Here is a 13,986-nt window from a genome sequence, read left to right as displayed (position 1 = left end):
GCATACGGCATGTGCGGAAGTCTCGTTGGACGCATGGTCCTTGACGTCTCCAGCGTGGGTCCACGACGCAGTCGGCCACCGTGCGGCCACAGCTCACCCAGCAGCTGCGTCGGTCGAGTCCAGCGACGGACGACGGTCCGCACCCGGACACAGGGGCAGAACCCTTCCCCTACAGGACGAGGTGCGAGCCGCTTTGAATCCGATACGTGCTCCAACCGAAACGCAGAAAGATGAGTCTTCGCAGGCTTGGCATCGCGGGCATCGCGGGCATCGCGGGCATCACGGGCGCGGTCGCGCTCGCTGCCCTGGTCTCCGTCGCCCCCACGGCGCCGGCCGCCCCGGCGCTCAAGGCCGCAATGTGCGGGCAAGCGGTGTCGAATCCCGTGACCGACTGGCCAAGTGCCGCGCCGCCGGACAGGACCGGCCGGAATCGCACGCGGTCGACGCGCCGATCGGCCGACCCCGCCGGCGGCTCGGTCCCCCGGACCCGGTCCGGACCGTCCGCGGGACCGGCTACCGCCTGGTCGGCACCGCGCCCCGGCACGAGTAGCGGCGGACTTCTCCGCAGTGTGCTGTTTCTGGAGACCGGAAACCTTTGTCCGTTCCGGCAGCTCACATGTTGATCATGTGGCCGGCCAGGCCGTGCACGGCTTCCTTGACGGCCTCGCCCAGGGTCGGGTGGGCGTGCACGTTGCGGGCGACTTCGTGCACGGTGAGGTCCCACTGTTGAGCCAGGGTCAGCTCCGGCAGCAGTTCGGTGACGTCCGGCCCGATCAGGTGGCCGCCGATGAGCTCGCCGTGCGTGGCATCGCTGATGAGTTTGACGAAGCCGGTGGTGTCACCGAGGCCATGGGACTTGCCGTTCGCGGTGAACGGGAAGGTGGCGACCTTGACGTCGTAGCCGAGGTCGCGGGCCTGGGCCTCGGTGTGGCCGAAGCTGGCGATCTGGGGCTGGCAGTAGGTGGCCCGCGGGATCATCGCGTAGTCGAGTTCCATGGTCTCGGCGGCGGCGATCGTCTCGGCGGCGATGACGCCCATGGCCTCGGCGGCGTGCGCGAGCATCAGCTTGGCGGTGACGTCGCCGATGGCGTAGAGGTGCGGGACGGAAGTGCGGCAGCGGCCGTCGACGTCGATCGCGCCGCGCTCGGTGAGCGCCACGCCCGTGTTCTCCAGGCCGTAGCCGGTGATGTTGGGGGCGAAGCCGATGGCCTGGAGGACCTTGTCGGCCTCAAGGATCTGTTGTGCACCGTCCTTGCCCGTGACGGTGACCCGGACCTGGGGGCCGGACTCGTCGATGGCGTCGACCCGGGTGGAGGTGAGGACCTCGATACCCAGCTTGCGGTACTGGCGGGCCAGTTCGGCCGAGACCTCGGCGTCCTCAAGGGGTGCCATGCGGTCGAGGAACTCGACGACTGTGACCTTCACGCCGTAGTTGTGCAGCACGTAGGCGAACTCGATGCCGATGGCTCCGGCGCCCGCGACGATGACCGACTGCGGAAGGTCCTCGGCGAGGATCTGTTCCTCGTACGTCACCACGCGCGCGCTGCGTTTGGTGCCGGGCAGCAGCTTGGGGGTGGCACCGGTGGCGATGATGCAGTGCTCGAAACCGATGGTCCGGATGTCGCCGTCGTAGCCGGTGACCTGGAGGGTATGCGGGTCGAGGAAGGTGCCGCGGCCGTCCAGCTCGGTGATCTTGTTCTTCTTCATCAGGTAGTGGACGCCCTTCACCCGGCCGTCGGCGACCCTGCGGCTGCGGCGGAACGCCTCGCCGTAGTCGAAGGTGACCTGGCCGTCGACCTTGATGCCGAAGGTCTTCGCCTCCCGGGTGAAGATGTGGGCCAGTTCCGCATTGCGCAGCAGGGCCTTGGTGGGGATGCAGCCCACGTTCAGGCAGACGCCGCCCCAGTACTTCTCCTCGACGACGGCGACGCGCCGGCCCAGCTGGGCGGCGCGAACGGCGGCGACGTAGCCGCCGGGCCCGGCGCCGAGTACGACAACATCGAATCGATCGTCCTGCTCGGCCATGGATCGTTCCTCTTCCATCTCATCTGCCGTTCTCAGGCTTGCTGGGTCAGGTGGCGTACTTGGTGACGAAGGCGGCAATGGTGTCACGCATCTGCCGCAGACACGGGTCTTCGACGGGGTAGTGGCCGGCGTTGTCCAGGGTGCCGGTCCCGACCGGGACCATCGTGCTGCGGGACAGGACCGGCAGGCTCAGGCGGTGGGGGCGCCGGCGGTCCTCGGCGGGCTGGGTCAGCAGCACCGGGCAGGCGTCGGAGCCGGCCGGTTCGACCGCGGGCACGGGTCTTCGTTCGGCGAGGGCGGACATCTCGCCGGCCAGGCTCATCGGGTACTTCAGCGAGGCGGCCGGGGTCCCGGCCGGCAGGCCCATGAGCAGGGCGCCCACACGTGCGAACGCGACACTGTCCGAAACGAACCACCCGAGGGGACGGGGAAGACGCTGATCGCGAACCTCGGCTGCGGACGCACGGCATCGCCTCGCACCCGGGGGCAGTCGGCCGAGGTCCGAGAAAAGGCGCCCGACCTGGGCTTCTGCCCGTCAGGCGCCTTTCGCTGGATCCACTGGATCCACTGGATCCACTGGAGGAGAGCCGAGTCCGGAATACGTGGTAACTCCGCGCCCTCCCCACCGCCATCCGATTCCTGACCAGTCGTTCCGGTCTGTTTCCGGTCTGTTTCCGGTCCGCATCCGGGCTCACCCCGCAGTCCCGGCGTGCCGGAAGTCTCAGACCGTGCCCTGTGCGGGGCCAGCGGAACGATCCCGTTGCCGGGCCGCCTTGTCCCGTGCCTGGGTGGGCCCGCGAGTTCCCCTGCCTCCGTCCCGCTCCCCTGGCGGGGCCGTCCGATAGAGCACGGTGTCGATGATGAGGTCGAGCTCCCGCGGACTCGGTGGCTCGCCGGTGAGCAGAAAGGTTTGCAGTATCAGAGCGGGGCCGGTGCGAGCGGCCAGCGGGTGCACGGCCTCGGGGCCGAACTCGCCGGTGCGCACGCCCTCGTGCAGGATGCCTTCGATGCGCTCCAGGCGCGGCGTGATGATCACGTCGGCGAACACGGCGCGCAGGTCCGGTTCGCGCAACAGGTCGACGATGAACTCGATGCCCGGTACGAGAGTTCGGCCGGCCAGCACAGCACTGAACGCGGCGAGGGCGCCGGCGAGGTTTTCCCGGGCCGAGTGCTGCGGGTCCGGCTCGGGCAGCGGGGGCAGAGCGTGGCGCAGTGTGTCCACAACCAGGGGCTGTTTGCCGGGCCAGCGTCGGTAGAGGGCGGCCTTGCCCGTGCCGGCGCGGGCGGCGATGCCCTCCATGGTGAGCCGTCCGTAGCCGTTCGCGGCCAGTTCGTCGAGCGTCGCGACGTAGATCGCGTGCTCCAGTTCCGCACCTCGGCGGCGGCGGCCGGGTGTCGCGCTCTCTGCCATGGGTTCAACAGTAGACGGTGGCGTTCCTTCCTGCCTACACTCTTAGGGAACGACCCCGTCTACTAGAAGAGGTGAGGGTTGATGGCCGATCTGCATCCTGCGCATGACCACCAGGACAGCCGGGAGCCGGCGATAGATTTCGAGGCGGTGTACCAGGGGCGCGAGATCTCCTACGGAGCGGACGACCACCGGACGGACCTGATCCCGTGGGAACTGGACGCTCCCCAGCCGCTGCTCGTCGAGCTGGAGGCGGCGGGCGAAATCACCGGCCCGGTTCTGGAGTGCGGCTGTGGGCTCGGGGACAACGCCCTGTTCCTGGCGGGCCGCGGCTATGAGGTGACCGCCTTCGACGCCGCACCCTCCGCGATCGAGCGCAGCCGGGCCAAGGCCACCGCCGCCGGCAGCGCAGTGACCTTCACGGTCGCCGACGCCACGGAACTTCGCGGTATCCCCGGAGGCTTCCGCACGGTCGTCGACAGCGCCATGCTGCACTGCCTGAACACCGATCAGCGGCGGGCGTACCTCGCCGGACTGCGCCGGGTGTGCACGCCCGGTGCGACGCTTCACGCCCTGTGCTTCCGCGGCGAGTTGGCCGCTCGTCTGAAGATGCCGGCCGCCACGGACGAACACAGCCTGCGCGAAGCTTTCCGCGACGGCTGGACGATCCGGCGCATGGAGTCCCGCGACTACACCACCGGTCTGACCAGGCAGGTATGGGAGGACTTGATGCCCGCCGCATCGGGCGCCGCGGAGCGGGACGACACCGTGACCGTCGACCAGCACGGCAGAGTTCTGCTGCCGTTCTGGCAGATCACCGCCGAACTGGCCTGATCGGCCACAGCCGAGCGGCGGGGTCTTTCTCGGCGTGCCTGAGGAAGACCCCGGCGCCGGTACCCGCCTGTTGAGGCTTCCGCCACGCTCGACACGTGCGCGGCAGCGGGCCAGGACTACCGGCGCGAGGACGGCGCGACGGGCTCCACCTGCATCGAAATCGAGGACGAGCCCCTCGGCCGGAGGCCGAACGTCCGGTACCCCGGCTGGAGTCCGCGTCGAGAGGAGGTGTTCGGTCGGGACATGTCTTGGGGCCTACCTGAAGACCTGAGAAGCCGTATTTCTCTCGGATTCTGATCGAACAGGGTCCCTGGCCGGTTGATCCTGGCCGGGTGGCGGCATGAGAACAGGGCCCCTCGGCAGCTCGGCGTTCCGGCACCCGAGCACCGAGGAGGCCCTGTTCTCCGCGTTCTCCCAGTCCTGCGCCACAGCTGTACGAGAACGGGGCCGGGACCGGATGCGGCGGGCGTCATCCTCCTCGTCCCACCGTTCGGTCATCGCGTGGAGCTCGGCGAGCGTGGCGGCCTCGGGAACGGGGGCCAGGGGGTTTCGGCGGAACCGGCCGGTCCGCCCAGGTCGTCCGCGAGACGCAGTTGCTCCTCGCCGTCCGGACCGGCGCCCGCCCCACCCGTCACCGCGGCATACCCACGGCGATCCCCACCCGGCCCGGCCCTGCCAGGGGTGTCACCGCGTCCGCGCCGCAGCTCTCCGTCCCGTCGTCATTTCTTGACGAATTCGGTGGTGTAGGTCTTCTTCAGGTCGATCGTGGCGTCCTTGAGGTTGGGGTTGAAGGACTTCAGGACGCGCTCGACGGTCGCGGGGCCGTCGGCGGGCATCACACCGTCCTTGGTGAACATCGGGAGGGTGTCCTTGATGGCCTTGACGTAGAGCTCCTTGCCGCCCTGCGCGTAGTCGGCGGGCATCTTCGCGGCGATCTCCTCGGGCGTGTGGGTGGACATCCACTTGAGGGTCTTGACGAAGGCGTTGGCGAGCTTCTGGACGGTGTCCTTGTGGCTGTTCACCCAGTCCGTGTTCATGTAGAGGCTGGAGGAGGGATAGAGGCCGCCGAGTGCCTGCTGGGAGCCTTCGGGGGTGCGCATGTCGACGAGCACCTTGCCGAGCTTCTTGTCGACGACCTGGGCCACGGTCGGGTCGGTGGTCATTCCGCCCTGGATGGAGCCCTGTTGGAGGGCGGAGAGGAAGGTCTGCCCGGCGCCGACCGCGACCGAGTGGAACTCCTCCGTCTTGACGCCGTTCTTGACCGCCAGGTACTTGGTGAGGAAGTCGGTGGACGAGCCGAGACCGGTGACGCCGAGCGTCTTGCCCTTGAAGTCCTTGGGGGACGTGATGTCACCGGCGGCCTTGGTGGAGACCACCTCGACCTCGCCGGGGGTCCGTGCCAGTTGGACCACCGATTCGACCTGCTTGTTCTTCGCCTGGAGGTCGAGAGTGTGGTCGTAGAAGCCGACGACGCCCTGGACGTCGCCGGAGAGCAGGGAGGTGGTGGCCTGAACGCCGGCCGGTTCGGTGAGCAGGGTGACGTCCAGGCCCTCTGCCTTGAAGTAGCCGAGCTGCTGGGTGAGCCGGGCGGGGAGGTAGATGACCTTGTCGAGGCCGCCCACCATGATCTTGAGCTTGCCGTCCGCGGCCGCCCCCGAGGAGGAGTCGCCGCAGGCGGTCAGGCCGGTGAGGGCGAGCGCCGCGGCGGCCACGGCGGCGGAGATCTTGAGCTGGGTGCGCATGGTCACGTCCTTGTGAGGGGGCGAAGGGGAAGGGTGCTCAGCGGGCTGCGCCGGAGTCGTCCGGCTTCCAGCGGAAGAGCCGCTTTTCGAGGAAGGCCAGCAGCCCTTCGGCGAGCAGGGCGACGACGGCCAGGATGACCATGGCCGCGTAGACACCGGCGGCGTTGAAGGTGCCCTGGGAGGCGGAGACCAGCAGGCCCAGGCCCTTCGTCGCGCCGATGTACTCGCCGACGATGGCGCCGATCAGGGCGAAGCCGAAGCTGACGTGCAGGCTGGTGAAGATCCAGGAGGTGGCGGAGGGGATGACGACCTGGAGGGTGACCTGGCGGTTGCTGGCGCCGAGGATCCGGGAGTTGGCGACGAGGTTGCGGTCGACCTCCCGGGCACCCTGGAAGGCGTTGAAGAACACCGGGAAGAAGACCAGGACCACGGCGGAGGCGACCTTCGAGGCCGGCCCGAGGCCGAACCAGATGAGGAAGATAGGGGCGAGGACGATCCGCGGCAAGGCGTTGAGGACCTTGATATAGGGGCCGAGTACATCGGCCAGGAAGCGGACCCTGCCGAGCGCGATGCCGAGGACGACACCGGCGAGGACGCCGATGACCCAGCCGAGCAGTGCCTCGTAGAGCGTGTACCAGACCTGTTCCACGAGGCTGCCCTGCGGGGTGCCGTTGACGGCCCACTGAGTGATCTGGTCCCAGATCTTCGACGGCATCGAGAAGTTGAAGGGGTCGATGACGGCGGCGCGGGCCAGCCATTCCCAGAGGCCGAGCAGCCCGACGAGGAGCAGGATCCGGGCGCCGTAGACGAGGATCTTGTGGTTCCGGGCGGCTCGGGCCCTGGCCTGCGTACGGGATCCGGCGGCGTCGGGCTTGGCCGCGCCGGCCGGTGCGAGGGCGGTCTCAGGCGGCATGGGCGGCGCCCCTTTCGCGGGTGATGCGGACCTCTTCGCCGAGCGAGGACCAGATCTCCCGGTAGATCTCGATGAACCGCGGCTCCAGCCGCACCGACTCGACCCGGCGGGGCCGCGGCAGGTCGATGGCGAAGACCTCCTTGACGGTCGCCGGGCCGGCGGTCATGACGACGACCTTGTCGGCGAGGGCGATGGACTCTTCGAGGTCGTGGGTGACGAAGACGACCGAGGCACCGGTTCCGGACCACAGGTCCAGCAGCTCGTCCGACATCAGGGCCCGCGTCTGGACGTCGAGCGCGGAGAACGGCTCGTCCATGAGCAGGATCTCCGGGTCGTTGACGAACGTCGCGGCGAGGGCGACGCGCTTGCGCTGGCCGCCGGAGAGCTGGTGCGGGTAGCGGTCCTCGAAGGCGGTGAGGCCGACCCGGGCGAGCCATTCGCGGGCCCGTTCCCTGGCCTCGGCCTTGGGTACGCCGCGGAAGCGCGGGCCGGCCATCACGTTGGACAGCACGGTGCGCCAGGGGAAGACGGCGTCCTGCTGGAAGACGAAGCCGACCTTGTCGCCGATGCCGCGGACCGGTTCACCGGCGACCAGGACATCGCCCTCGGTGGGCTCTTCCAAGCCGCTGACCAGGGTCAGGGTCGTCGACTTACCGCATCCGGTGGGGCCGACCACGGCGACGAACTCGCCGCGGCCGACGGTCAGGTCCAGGTCCCGGACGGCGGTGTGCAGTCCGCCCGAGGGGGTGCGGAAGGTCTTGCTCGCTCCCCGTAGCTCGATGGCGGGGCTCGTGTGGCTGTTCATGGAGCGGGAGGCTAGGAGTGAGCCGGGCCACAGCGGCAGCCTTGTGGGCGCAAGCTGTCCTTCTGCGCGCAAACCCTGTTGTGCCCATTTTGCTCACGCTAGAACAACAAAAGTTCGACGGAGGCTGGGCAGCCGGGCCGCGGCGGCTTACGTTGCGTTGATCCGAGACCAACAGAAAGAGTCGGTTCCGCAAAGCTGCGCCGGGCCGCCGAGACAAGGGGGACCGCATGCGGATCCACTGGCCCCGTCGCGTCTTCGCACAGGTCCTGATCGCGCAGGTGGCGATCACGACGGGGGTGATGGTGCTGGCCACCGGCCTGTTCCTCGCCCCGTTCAGCCATGCGCTGGACGACCAGGCGATGCGCCGGGCGCTGTCCATCGCGCAGACCGCCGCCGCGGACCCGGATCTGGCCCTCGATCTGGCCGCCTCCGCACCGACGCCGCGAGGCCCGGTCCAGTCCGCCGCGGAGCAGATCCGCCGGTCCACCGGGGCGCTGTACATCGTGGTGATGGACACCCACGGTGTGCGCTGGTCGCACACCAACACCGCCGAGATCGGCCACCATGTCTCCACCGACCCCGGCCAGACCCTGGCCGGCCGGGAGGTCCGGCAGATCGACACCGGCACGCTGGGCCGCTCGGCCCGTGCGAAGGTGCCGCTGCGCGACGCCGGCGGCGATATCGTCGGCGCGGTCTCGGTCGGGATCGCCTACGACAGCGTGCACGAGCTGCTGCTGAACGCCATCCCCGGGCTGCTGCGGTACGCGGGCGCCGCGCTCGCGGTCGGCGTCCTGGCCGCGGTGGGGGTCGCCCGCAGTCTGCGCCGCCGTACGCACGGGGTCGCCACCGCCGACATCTCCGCGCTGCTGGACGAGCGCGAGGCGATGCTGCACGGCATCCGGGAGGGGGTGGTCGCCTTCGACCGGAAGGGCCGGATCCGACTGGTCAACGACGAGGCCGGGCGACTGCTCGGGCTCGACGCGGGCGCCGCGGGCCGCGCCCTGGACGAGGTGCTGCCGCCGGGCCGCACCACGGACGTCCTGGCGGGACGGGTGGACGGCAGCGATCTGCTGGCCGTCAGCGGCGGGCGGGTGCTGGTCGCCAACCGTGTGGCGACCGGCGACGGCGGAGCCGTGGTGACCCTGCGCGACCGCACCGAGCTGGAGCTGCTGGGCCGGGAACTCGACAGCACCCAGGGCCTGCTGGACGCCCTGCGGGCCCAGGACCACGAGCACGCCAATCAACTGCACACGGTCCGCGGACTGCTCGAACTGGGCCGGTACGCCATGGCGGTGGAGTTCGTCGCGGAGGTCGCCAGCGCCCACCGGGCGTCCGCGGAGCAGATCGCCGAGCGGGTGCACGACCCGCTGCTGTCCGCGCTGCTGGTCGGCAAGGCGGCCATCGCCGGCGAGCGCGGTGTCGCGCTGCGGATCTCCCCGGCGACGCTGCTGCCCGACGCGGTGGTCGACCCGCGCGACCTGGTGACCGTCCTGGGCAACCTGATCGACAACGCACTGGACGCCACCGCGGAGCGCCGCTGCGCCGAGCCCTTCGTCGAGGTGGAGCTCCGCGCGGAGGGCACCACCGCGGTCGTACGGGTCAGCGACACCGGGCCCGGGGTGCCGCCCGAGACACGCGAGCGGATCTTCGCCGAGGGCTGGTCCACGAAGAGCGCCACCGGCTCCTCCCGGGGCCGGGGTATCGGCCTCGCCCTGGTGCGCCGACTGTCCGAGCGCTACGGCGGGATGGCCCGGGTGACCGCCCGCGCGGGCGGCGGGGCGGTCTTCACCGTCGTGCTGCCCGAGGCGCTCGCGCCCGAACGGCTCGCCCGGGACCACGCCCCCTTCCCAGCCCTCCCGTCGCCCGACCTCCACCCCCCGATGACGGCGCTACGCGCCGGCCTGCCCTCCCGTCAGCTCACGACCTCAGGAGAGTCACCGTGATCGATGTCCTTGTCGTGGACGACGACTTCCGCGTTGCGGAGATCAATGCCGCGTATGTGTCCCAGGTGCCCGGCTTCCGCGTCACCGGCCGGGCCCATACAGCGGCCCAGGCGCTGGCCACGTTGCAGCGCACCCCGGTCGATCTGGTGCTGCTCGACCACTACTTGCCGGACGAGACGGGCCTGACCCTGGTGCGGCGGCTGCGGCAGCTCGGCCACCACGCCGATGTGATCATGGTGACGGCGGCCCGCGACGTGGCCACCGTCCAGGCCGCGATGCGGTACGGCGCGCTGCAATACCTGGTCAAGCCGTTCGGGTTCTCGGGGCTGCGCGCCAAGCTGGACGGCTATGCCGCACTGCGCCGTACCGTCGAGGGCGTGAGCGGGCACGGTGAGGCCGGGCAGGAGCAGGTGGACCGGATCTTCGCGGCCCTCCGGACCCCCGGGTCCCCGCACTCCGAGCTGCCCAAGGGCCACTCGGCGGCGACCGTCGACCTGATCCGCCGGATCCTGGACGAGGCCGGGCTCCCGCTCTCCGCCCACGAGGTCGCCGAGCGCGCCGGGGTCAGCCGCTCCACCGCCCAGCGCTACCTCAAGCACCTCGAACGTACCGGCCGTATCCGGCTGACCCTCAAGTACGGCGACACGGGGCGGCCCGAGCACCTGTACGCCTGGGCACGGGCCAGCTGAGGGAGGCGAGCGGCCCGGCTGCCCCGGGCCCGCCTCCGCGGCGGCACGGCACACCTCGGCCAGTGCCCGCGGCCCGGCCTCCGGCGGGCCGGGCCGTACGGCGAAATGACTCCGCGTCCCGGGGGCGGGGGCGCGCAGCGGGCGGAACACCTCGCCGGGCACCGGCAGGTGCTCGGCGTGCGAGGCACCGGCAGGTGCTCGGCGTGCGGGGCATAGACAAGCACACCGTCCAGGACGGCTTGCCGTTCCCGATGGCGGCCGGGGGCTCCTGGGCGTTGGTGCGCTCCGGGCTCGGTACGGGCTCGTGGCCGGCCTCCCGGTACGAGCGCAGGGCCAGGTCGTGCCGGGCGGGATTCCGGTGGCGGGCGGCGGATCCGAAGTCCCGGAGCACCGGTTCCCCACCCTGGCTCAGCAGCGCGTAGCGGGTCATCTTGTCGCCGAGCGCACCGCCGATCCAGGTGGAGGTCGGGTAGCGGATGCCGCAGAAGCAGAAGAGGAGGAAGTCGCCGCACCCGCCGGCGTCCGGTGCGGCCCGTGCCCGGTCGAGCCGGTACCGGCGCAGCCGGTCGGAGTCGAGGCGCAGCTCGTGGTCGACGCCCATATGGCCCGGCGCGGGCAACGGGCACTCATGCCGCCTCCTCCGCGGCGTTCAGCCCGTCGTCCACCTGGACGCCTTCGGGGGTGAGCACCAGGCCGGATGCGGCGGCCTGGTGGTCGAGCAGGACGGCGAAGTCCTCGTCGGCCCGGCCGCCGTTCACGCTCGCCTGCACCAGTTGGGCGGTCGCGGCGGTCAGCGGCAGCGGGACGTCGAGGCCGCGTCCTGCCGCCAGGCCGAGGTCGAAGTCCTTGCGCAGCAGTACCGGCGTGAACGTCGGGGTGTAGTCGAGGTTGACGAAGGCCGGTGTCTTGTAGCGGGTGAACACCGAGCCCAGCACGCTGTCGTTGAGGAACTCCAGGTAAGCGCGGCGGGAGACGCCGCCCTTCTCCGCGAGGACGGCCGTCTCGGCCATCGCCTGGGTGACGATGCCGAGGACGAGGTTGTGGGCGATCTTGACGAGCCGGGCTCCCTCGCCCTCCCCCGTGTACGTCACGGAGCTCGCGATATGGCGCAGCAGGGGCGCGACGTGGGCGAAGGTGGTCGCGTCGCCGGAGGCGACCATCGTGAGCCGCCCCGCGGTCACCACTTCGGCGTTGCCGCTGACCGGGGCGGCGAGGAAGTCCACGCCCAGTTCGGCGCAGGCGGCCCGGAGGCCGGCCGACGCCTGCGGGGAGACGGTGGAGCAGTCCACGACGGTGCCGGGCAGCCGCGCCGGATCGGTGAGCAGACCGTGCTCGCCGAGCAGCACCTGCTCCAGGTCGCGCTCGGTGGAGACCATCGTGAAGACCACGTCCCGGTCCCCCAGTGCGGCGGCCTCGGCCACCAGGGTGGCGCCGTGCTCGGCGAGTGGGGCCGCCTTGGCCGCGGTCCGGTTCCAGACCGCCAGGTCCACTCCGGCGTCCGCGAGCCGGCGGGCCATCGCCAGGCCCATCCGGCCGGTTCCGATCCAGCCCGTGCGGAGGTGCAGCGGGGCATCGCTCATCGTTTCCGCCTCTCATCACAATCGTTTGCAGCCCGATGAGCATGGTCCGGTCACTATCCCTTGTCAATACTGGCTCATGGTCACCACAATCGAATGCATAAATCGCGCTTGCTCGCGCTTACCCGCCCTGTGGCGGACGAGCCGGGGGACGGGAGTCACCATGCGGGAGCAGCACCTGGCGATCGGCGTGTTCAGCCCTTCGGTACCGCTGCGGGTCGCCCGCCGGCCGGGCCTGCCGGCCGAGCACGGACCGGCCGTGACCGAGGTCCCGGTCCCCTCCTCGCCCGCGCGGTTCCGCGACCTGCTCAGCGGTGCGCCGGGCGCGGCGCCCACCGGTCCCGACGACGTCATCGCGTACCGGTTCACCGCGGGCAACCAGCTGAGCCGTACCGGCGACGCGCGCATCGGGTCCGCCCTCGACCGGGGGCTCGGGCCGGGCCTCTGCACCCGCCCCGGCCCCGCCCCGGCGGCCCGGTTACACGGTGCTGTCGTGGGGTGCCCTGCGTACGGTTCTCGCCCCGCGACGCCGCTACCGGCCGGACGGCCCGGCGCTGGACGCGGCGCCGCACCCCGAACACGCCCTGCTTCACCCCTGGGTATGTTGAGGCACTGCCGCCGGCCCGCACACCTGCCGGGTCCGGCACGCCGCCACGAAGGAGACACGGTCCCATGCCCCCGAGCCGCACGCCCTCGCCGCCGCCGCAGCCGCGTCTGCGGGACGTCGCAGCGGCGGCCGGGGTCCACCCGGCCACGGCGTCCCGCGCGCTCAACCCCGCCACCCGGTCGCAGGTGAACGCGGAGACCGCGCGACGGGTCCAGCGTGCGGCCAAGGACCTCGGCTACCGGCCCAACCCGATCGCCCGCAGCCTGAAGACATCCCGCACCGACACCGTGGGCCTGGTCATCCCGGACCTCACCAACCCGTATTTCCCTCCCATCGTCCGCGGCATCGAGAGCGAACTGGAGCCGGCCGGGTACCACGCGTGGATCGTCGACACGCATGACGACGCGGAGCGCGAGCGGGCGCGGATCGAATCGCTGCGCTCACGCCAGGTGGAGGGGCTGATCGTGGCCACCGCCCGGCTCGACCATCCGTACCTGGCCGAGCTCCATGCCCAAGGCATGCCGATGGTGCTGATCAACCGGCGGGTTCAGGGGCTCGACATCCCCTGCGTCACACTCGACGACGAGGCGGGTGTCACGCTGGCCGTCGGCCACCTCGCCGGTCTCGGCCACACCCGGATCGCCATGCTGGCCGGCCCGGCCGACACCTCGACGGGCGCCGCCCGCACCCGCGCATTCCGCCACGCGGTCCACGATCTGGGGCTCGCCGACGACCCGGCGCTGATCGTGGAGACCGGCCACTTCGGCGAGGAGGCGGGGGCGGCCGGGCTGCGCACCCTCCTGGACGGCGGGGCCCGGTTCACCGCCGTGGTCGCGGCCAACGACCTGCTCGCGCTGGGCTGTTACGACGTCATGGCCGAGCGCGGCATCAACTGCCCGGAACAACTGAGCGTGGTGGGCTTCAACGACATGCCCTTCCTCGACCGGCTCGGGCCACCGCTGACCACCGTGCACGTCCCGCATCACGTGATCGGGGCCGAGGCCGCCCGCATGCTGCTCGACCGCATCGCCGACCCCGGACGGCCGCCGCGCTCGACGCTGCTGCCGGTGTCCCTCGTCGTCCGGGGGTCCACCGCCGCACCGGGCCGCTGAGCGCCGGGCACCACGGATCGTCTTCGCGCGCTCACCACGCGACCGGCGATCCTCTGACGTGGCGTCACCTCGCGGCGCACCGTACGGCATCGGGGTCTCCGCGGCGCAGTCGGAACTCGGGAAGTCCCGCTCGGTACGCTCGACGGCACCGCTCGGCCCGGTGGCCGGGCACTCAGGGGGGAGCCGAGCGGGCGGGTGCTCATCACCCGAGGCCGTGCGGGCGGGCCGTCGGACAGGCGCTGACCACGTGAGAAGTCCAGCCAGGCGGCACCTCGGCCGGACAGGCGGCCGAAGCGGTGAGCGACGGTGACCGGGGCGGCGCCCAGGGCGC

11 protein-coding genes are annotated in these 13,986 nt (G+C 71.1%); 4 read left to right on the top strand and 7 right to left on the bottom strand.

Annotated elements, in window-relative coordinates; translation table 11 throughout:
- Nucleotides 1-612: 612 nt before the first annotated feature.
- The 3 genes from lpdA to ACLJWH_RS01565 form a co-directional block, all read right to left on the bottom strand.
- The gene (gene lpdA, locus ACLJWH_RS01575; RefSeq protein ID WP_411139691.1) at nucleotides 613-2,025 is read right to left on the bottom strand and encodes a dihydrolipoyl dehydrogenase; all 1,413 of its coding nucleotides are present in this window, start codon (nucleotides 2,023-2,025) and stop codon (nucleotides 613-615) included.
- Between the two features lie 46 nt (nucleotides 2,026-2,071).
- Nucleotides 2,072-2,407, bottom strand: coding sequence for a hypothetical protein (locus ACLJWH_RS01570; protein ID WP_411139690.1), 336 nt, complete (start codon nucleotides 2,405-2,407; stop codon nucleotides 2,072-2,074).
- A gap of 339 nt (nucleotides 2,408-2,746) precedes the next feature.
- The gene (locus ACLJWH_RS01565) at nucleotides 2,747-3,436 is read right to left on the bottom strand and encodes a TetR/AcrR family transcriptional regulator (protein ID WP_411139689.1); all 690 of its coding nucleotides are present in this window, start codon (nucleotides 3,434-3,436) and stop codon (nucleotides 2,747-2,749) included.
- 81 nt (nucleotides 3,437-3,517) lie between these two features.
- Between ACLJWH_RS01565 and ACLJWH_RS01560 the strand changes: the two genes are divergently transcribed.
- Nucleotides 3,518-4,267, top strand: coding sequence for a class I SAM-dependent methyltransferase (locus tag ACLJWH_RS01560; RefSeq protein WP_411139688.1), 750 nt, complete (start codon nucleotides 3,518-3,520; stop codon nucleotides 4,265-4,267).
- Nucleotides 4,268-4,986: 719 nt separating this feature from the next.
- Here ACLJWH_RS01560 and ACLJWH_RS01555 read toward each other — a convergent pair.
- Genes ACLJWH_RS01555 through ACLJWH_RS01545 form a run of 3 tightly spaced genes read right to left on the bottom strand, consistent with a single transcriptional unit; the run spans nucleotide 4,987 to nucleotide 7,727 of the window.
- Nucleotides 4,987-6,009, bottom strand: a complete 1,023-nt coding sequence (locus tag ACLJWH_RS01555) for an ABC transporter substrate-binding protein (protein WP_411139687.1) — start codon at nucleotides 6,007-6,009, stop codon at nucleotides 4,987-4,989.
- Nucleotides 6,010-6,046: 37 nt separating this feature from the next.
- Complete coding sequence (locus ACLJWH_RS01550; RefSeq protein WP_411139686.1) at nucleotides 6,047-6,922, bottom strand: ABC transporter permease; 876 nt, start codon at nucleotides 6,920-6,922, stop codon at nucleotides 6,047-6,049.
- Nucleotides 6,912-7,727, bottom strand: a complete 816-nt coding sequence (locus tag ACLJWH_RS01545; RefSeq protein ID WP_227046242.1) for an ABC transporter ATP-binding protein — start codon at nucleotides 7,725-7,727, stop codon at nucleotides 6,912-6,914. The genes ACLJWH_RS01550 and ACLJWH_RS01545 overlap by 11 nt, the downstream gene beginning before the upstream one ends.
- Before the next feature lie 227 nt (nucleotides 7,728-7,954).
- On the opposite strand from ACLJWH_RS01545, the gene ACLJWH_RS01540 reads away from it, so the two are divergent.
- Together ACLJWH_RS01540 and ACLJWH_RS01535 are read left to right on the top strand one after the other, a co-directional pair.
- Entirely contained in the window at nucleotides 7,955-9,670 is a 1,716-nt protein-coding gene (locus ACLJWH_RS01540; protein WP_411139685.1) for an ATP-binding protein, read from the top strand.
- Complete coding sequence (locus ACLJWH_RS01535) at nucleotides 9,667-10,359, top strand: response regulator (protein WP_411139684.1); 693 nt, start codon at nucleotides 9,667-9,669, stop codon at nucleotides 10,357-10,359. Before ACLJWH_RS01540 ends, ACLJWH_RS01535 begins: the two co-directional genes overlap by 4 nt.
- Before the next feature lie 626 nt (nucleotides 10,360-10,985).
- Here the strand turns inward: ACLJWH_RS01535 and ACLJWH_RS01530 are convergent.
- Nucleotides 10,986-11,939: an NAD(P)-dependent oxidoreductase gene (locus ACLJWH_RS01530; protein ID WP_411139683.1), complete on the bottom strand. Its 954-nt coding sequence runs from the start codon at nucleotides 11,937-11,939 to the stop codon at nucleotides 10,986-10,988.
- A gap of 669 nt (nucleotides 11,940-12,608) precedes the next feature.
- On the opposite strand from ACLJWH_RS01530, the gene ACLJWH_RS01525 reads away from it, so the two are divergent.
- Nucleotides 12,609-13,655, top strand: coding sequence for a LacI family DNA-binding transcriptional regulator (locus tag ACLJWH_RS01525; protein ID WP_411139682.1), 1,047 nt, complete (start codon nucleotides 12,609-12,611; stop codon nucleotides 13,653-13,655).
- Nucleotides 13,656-13,986 lie beyond the last annotated feature (331 nt).

Source organism: Streptomyces sp. x-80, from assembly GCF_046549095.1.
Taxonomy (GTDB): domain Bacteria; phylum Actinomycetota; class Actinomycetes; order Streptomycetales; family Streptomycetaceae; genus Streptomyces; species Streptomyces celluloflavus.
The sequence above is the reverse complement of the archived record's forward strand: the minus strand, read 5'-3'. Positions and strand labels throughout refer to the sequence as shown.

What these genes read in the sequence shown, in the direction of transcription:
- ACLJWH_RS01540 (WP_411139685.1), top strand. Translation starts at nt 7,955, where the DNA reads ATGCGGATCCACTGGCCCCGTCGCGTCTTCGCACAGGTCCTGATCGCG.
- ACLJWH_RS01550 (WP_411139686.1), bottom strand. Translation starts at nt 6,922, where the DNA reads ATGCCGCCTGAGACCGCCCTCGCACCGGCCGGCGCGGCCAAGCCCGAC.
- ACLJWH_RS01555 (WP_411139687.1), bottom strand. Translation starts at nt 6,009, where the DNA reads ATGCGCACCCAGCTCAAGATCTCCGCCGCCGTGGCCGCCGCGGCGCTC.
- ACLJWH_RS01525 (WP_411139682.1), top strand. Translation starts at nt 12,609, where the DNA reads ATGCCCCCGAGCCGCACGCCCTCGCCGCCGCCGCAGCCGCGTCTGCGG.
- ACLJWH_RS01560 (WP_411139688.1), top strand. Translation starts at nt 3,518, where the DNA reads ATGGCCGATCTGCATCCTGCGCATGACCACCAGGACAGCCGGGAGCCG.
- ACLJWH_RS01565 (WP_411139689.1), bottom strand. Translation starts at nt 3,436, where the DNA reads ATGGCAGAGAGCGCGACACCCGGCCGCCGCCGCCGAGGTGCGGAACTG.
- ACLJWH_RS01530 (WP_411139683.1), bottom strand. Translation starts at nt 11,939, where the DNA reads ATGAGCGATGCCCCGCTGCACCTCCGCACGGGCTGGATCGGAACCGGC.
- ACLJWH_RS01545 (WP_227046242.1), bottom strand. Translation starts at nt 7,727, where the DNA reads ATGAACAGCCACACGAGCCCCGCCATCGAGCTACGGGGAGCGAGCAAG.
- lpdA (WP_411139691.1), bottom strand. Translation starts at nt 2,025, where the DNA reads ATGGCCGAGCAGGACGATCGATTCGATGTTGTCGTACTCGGCGCCGGG.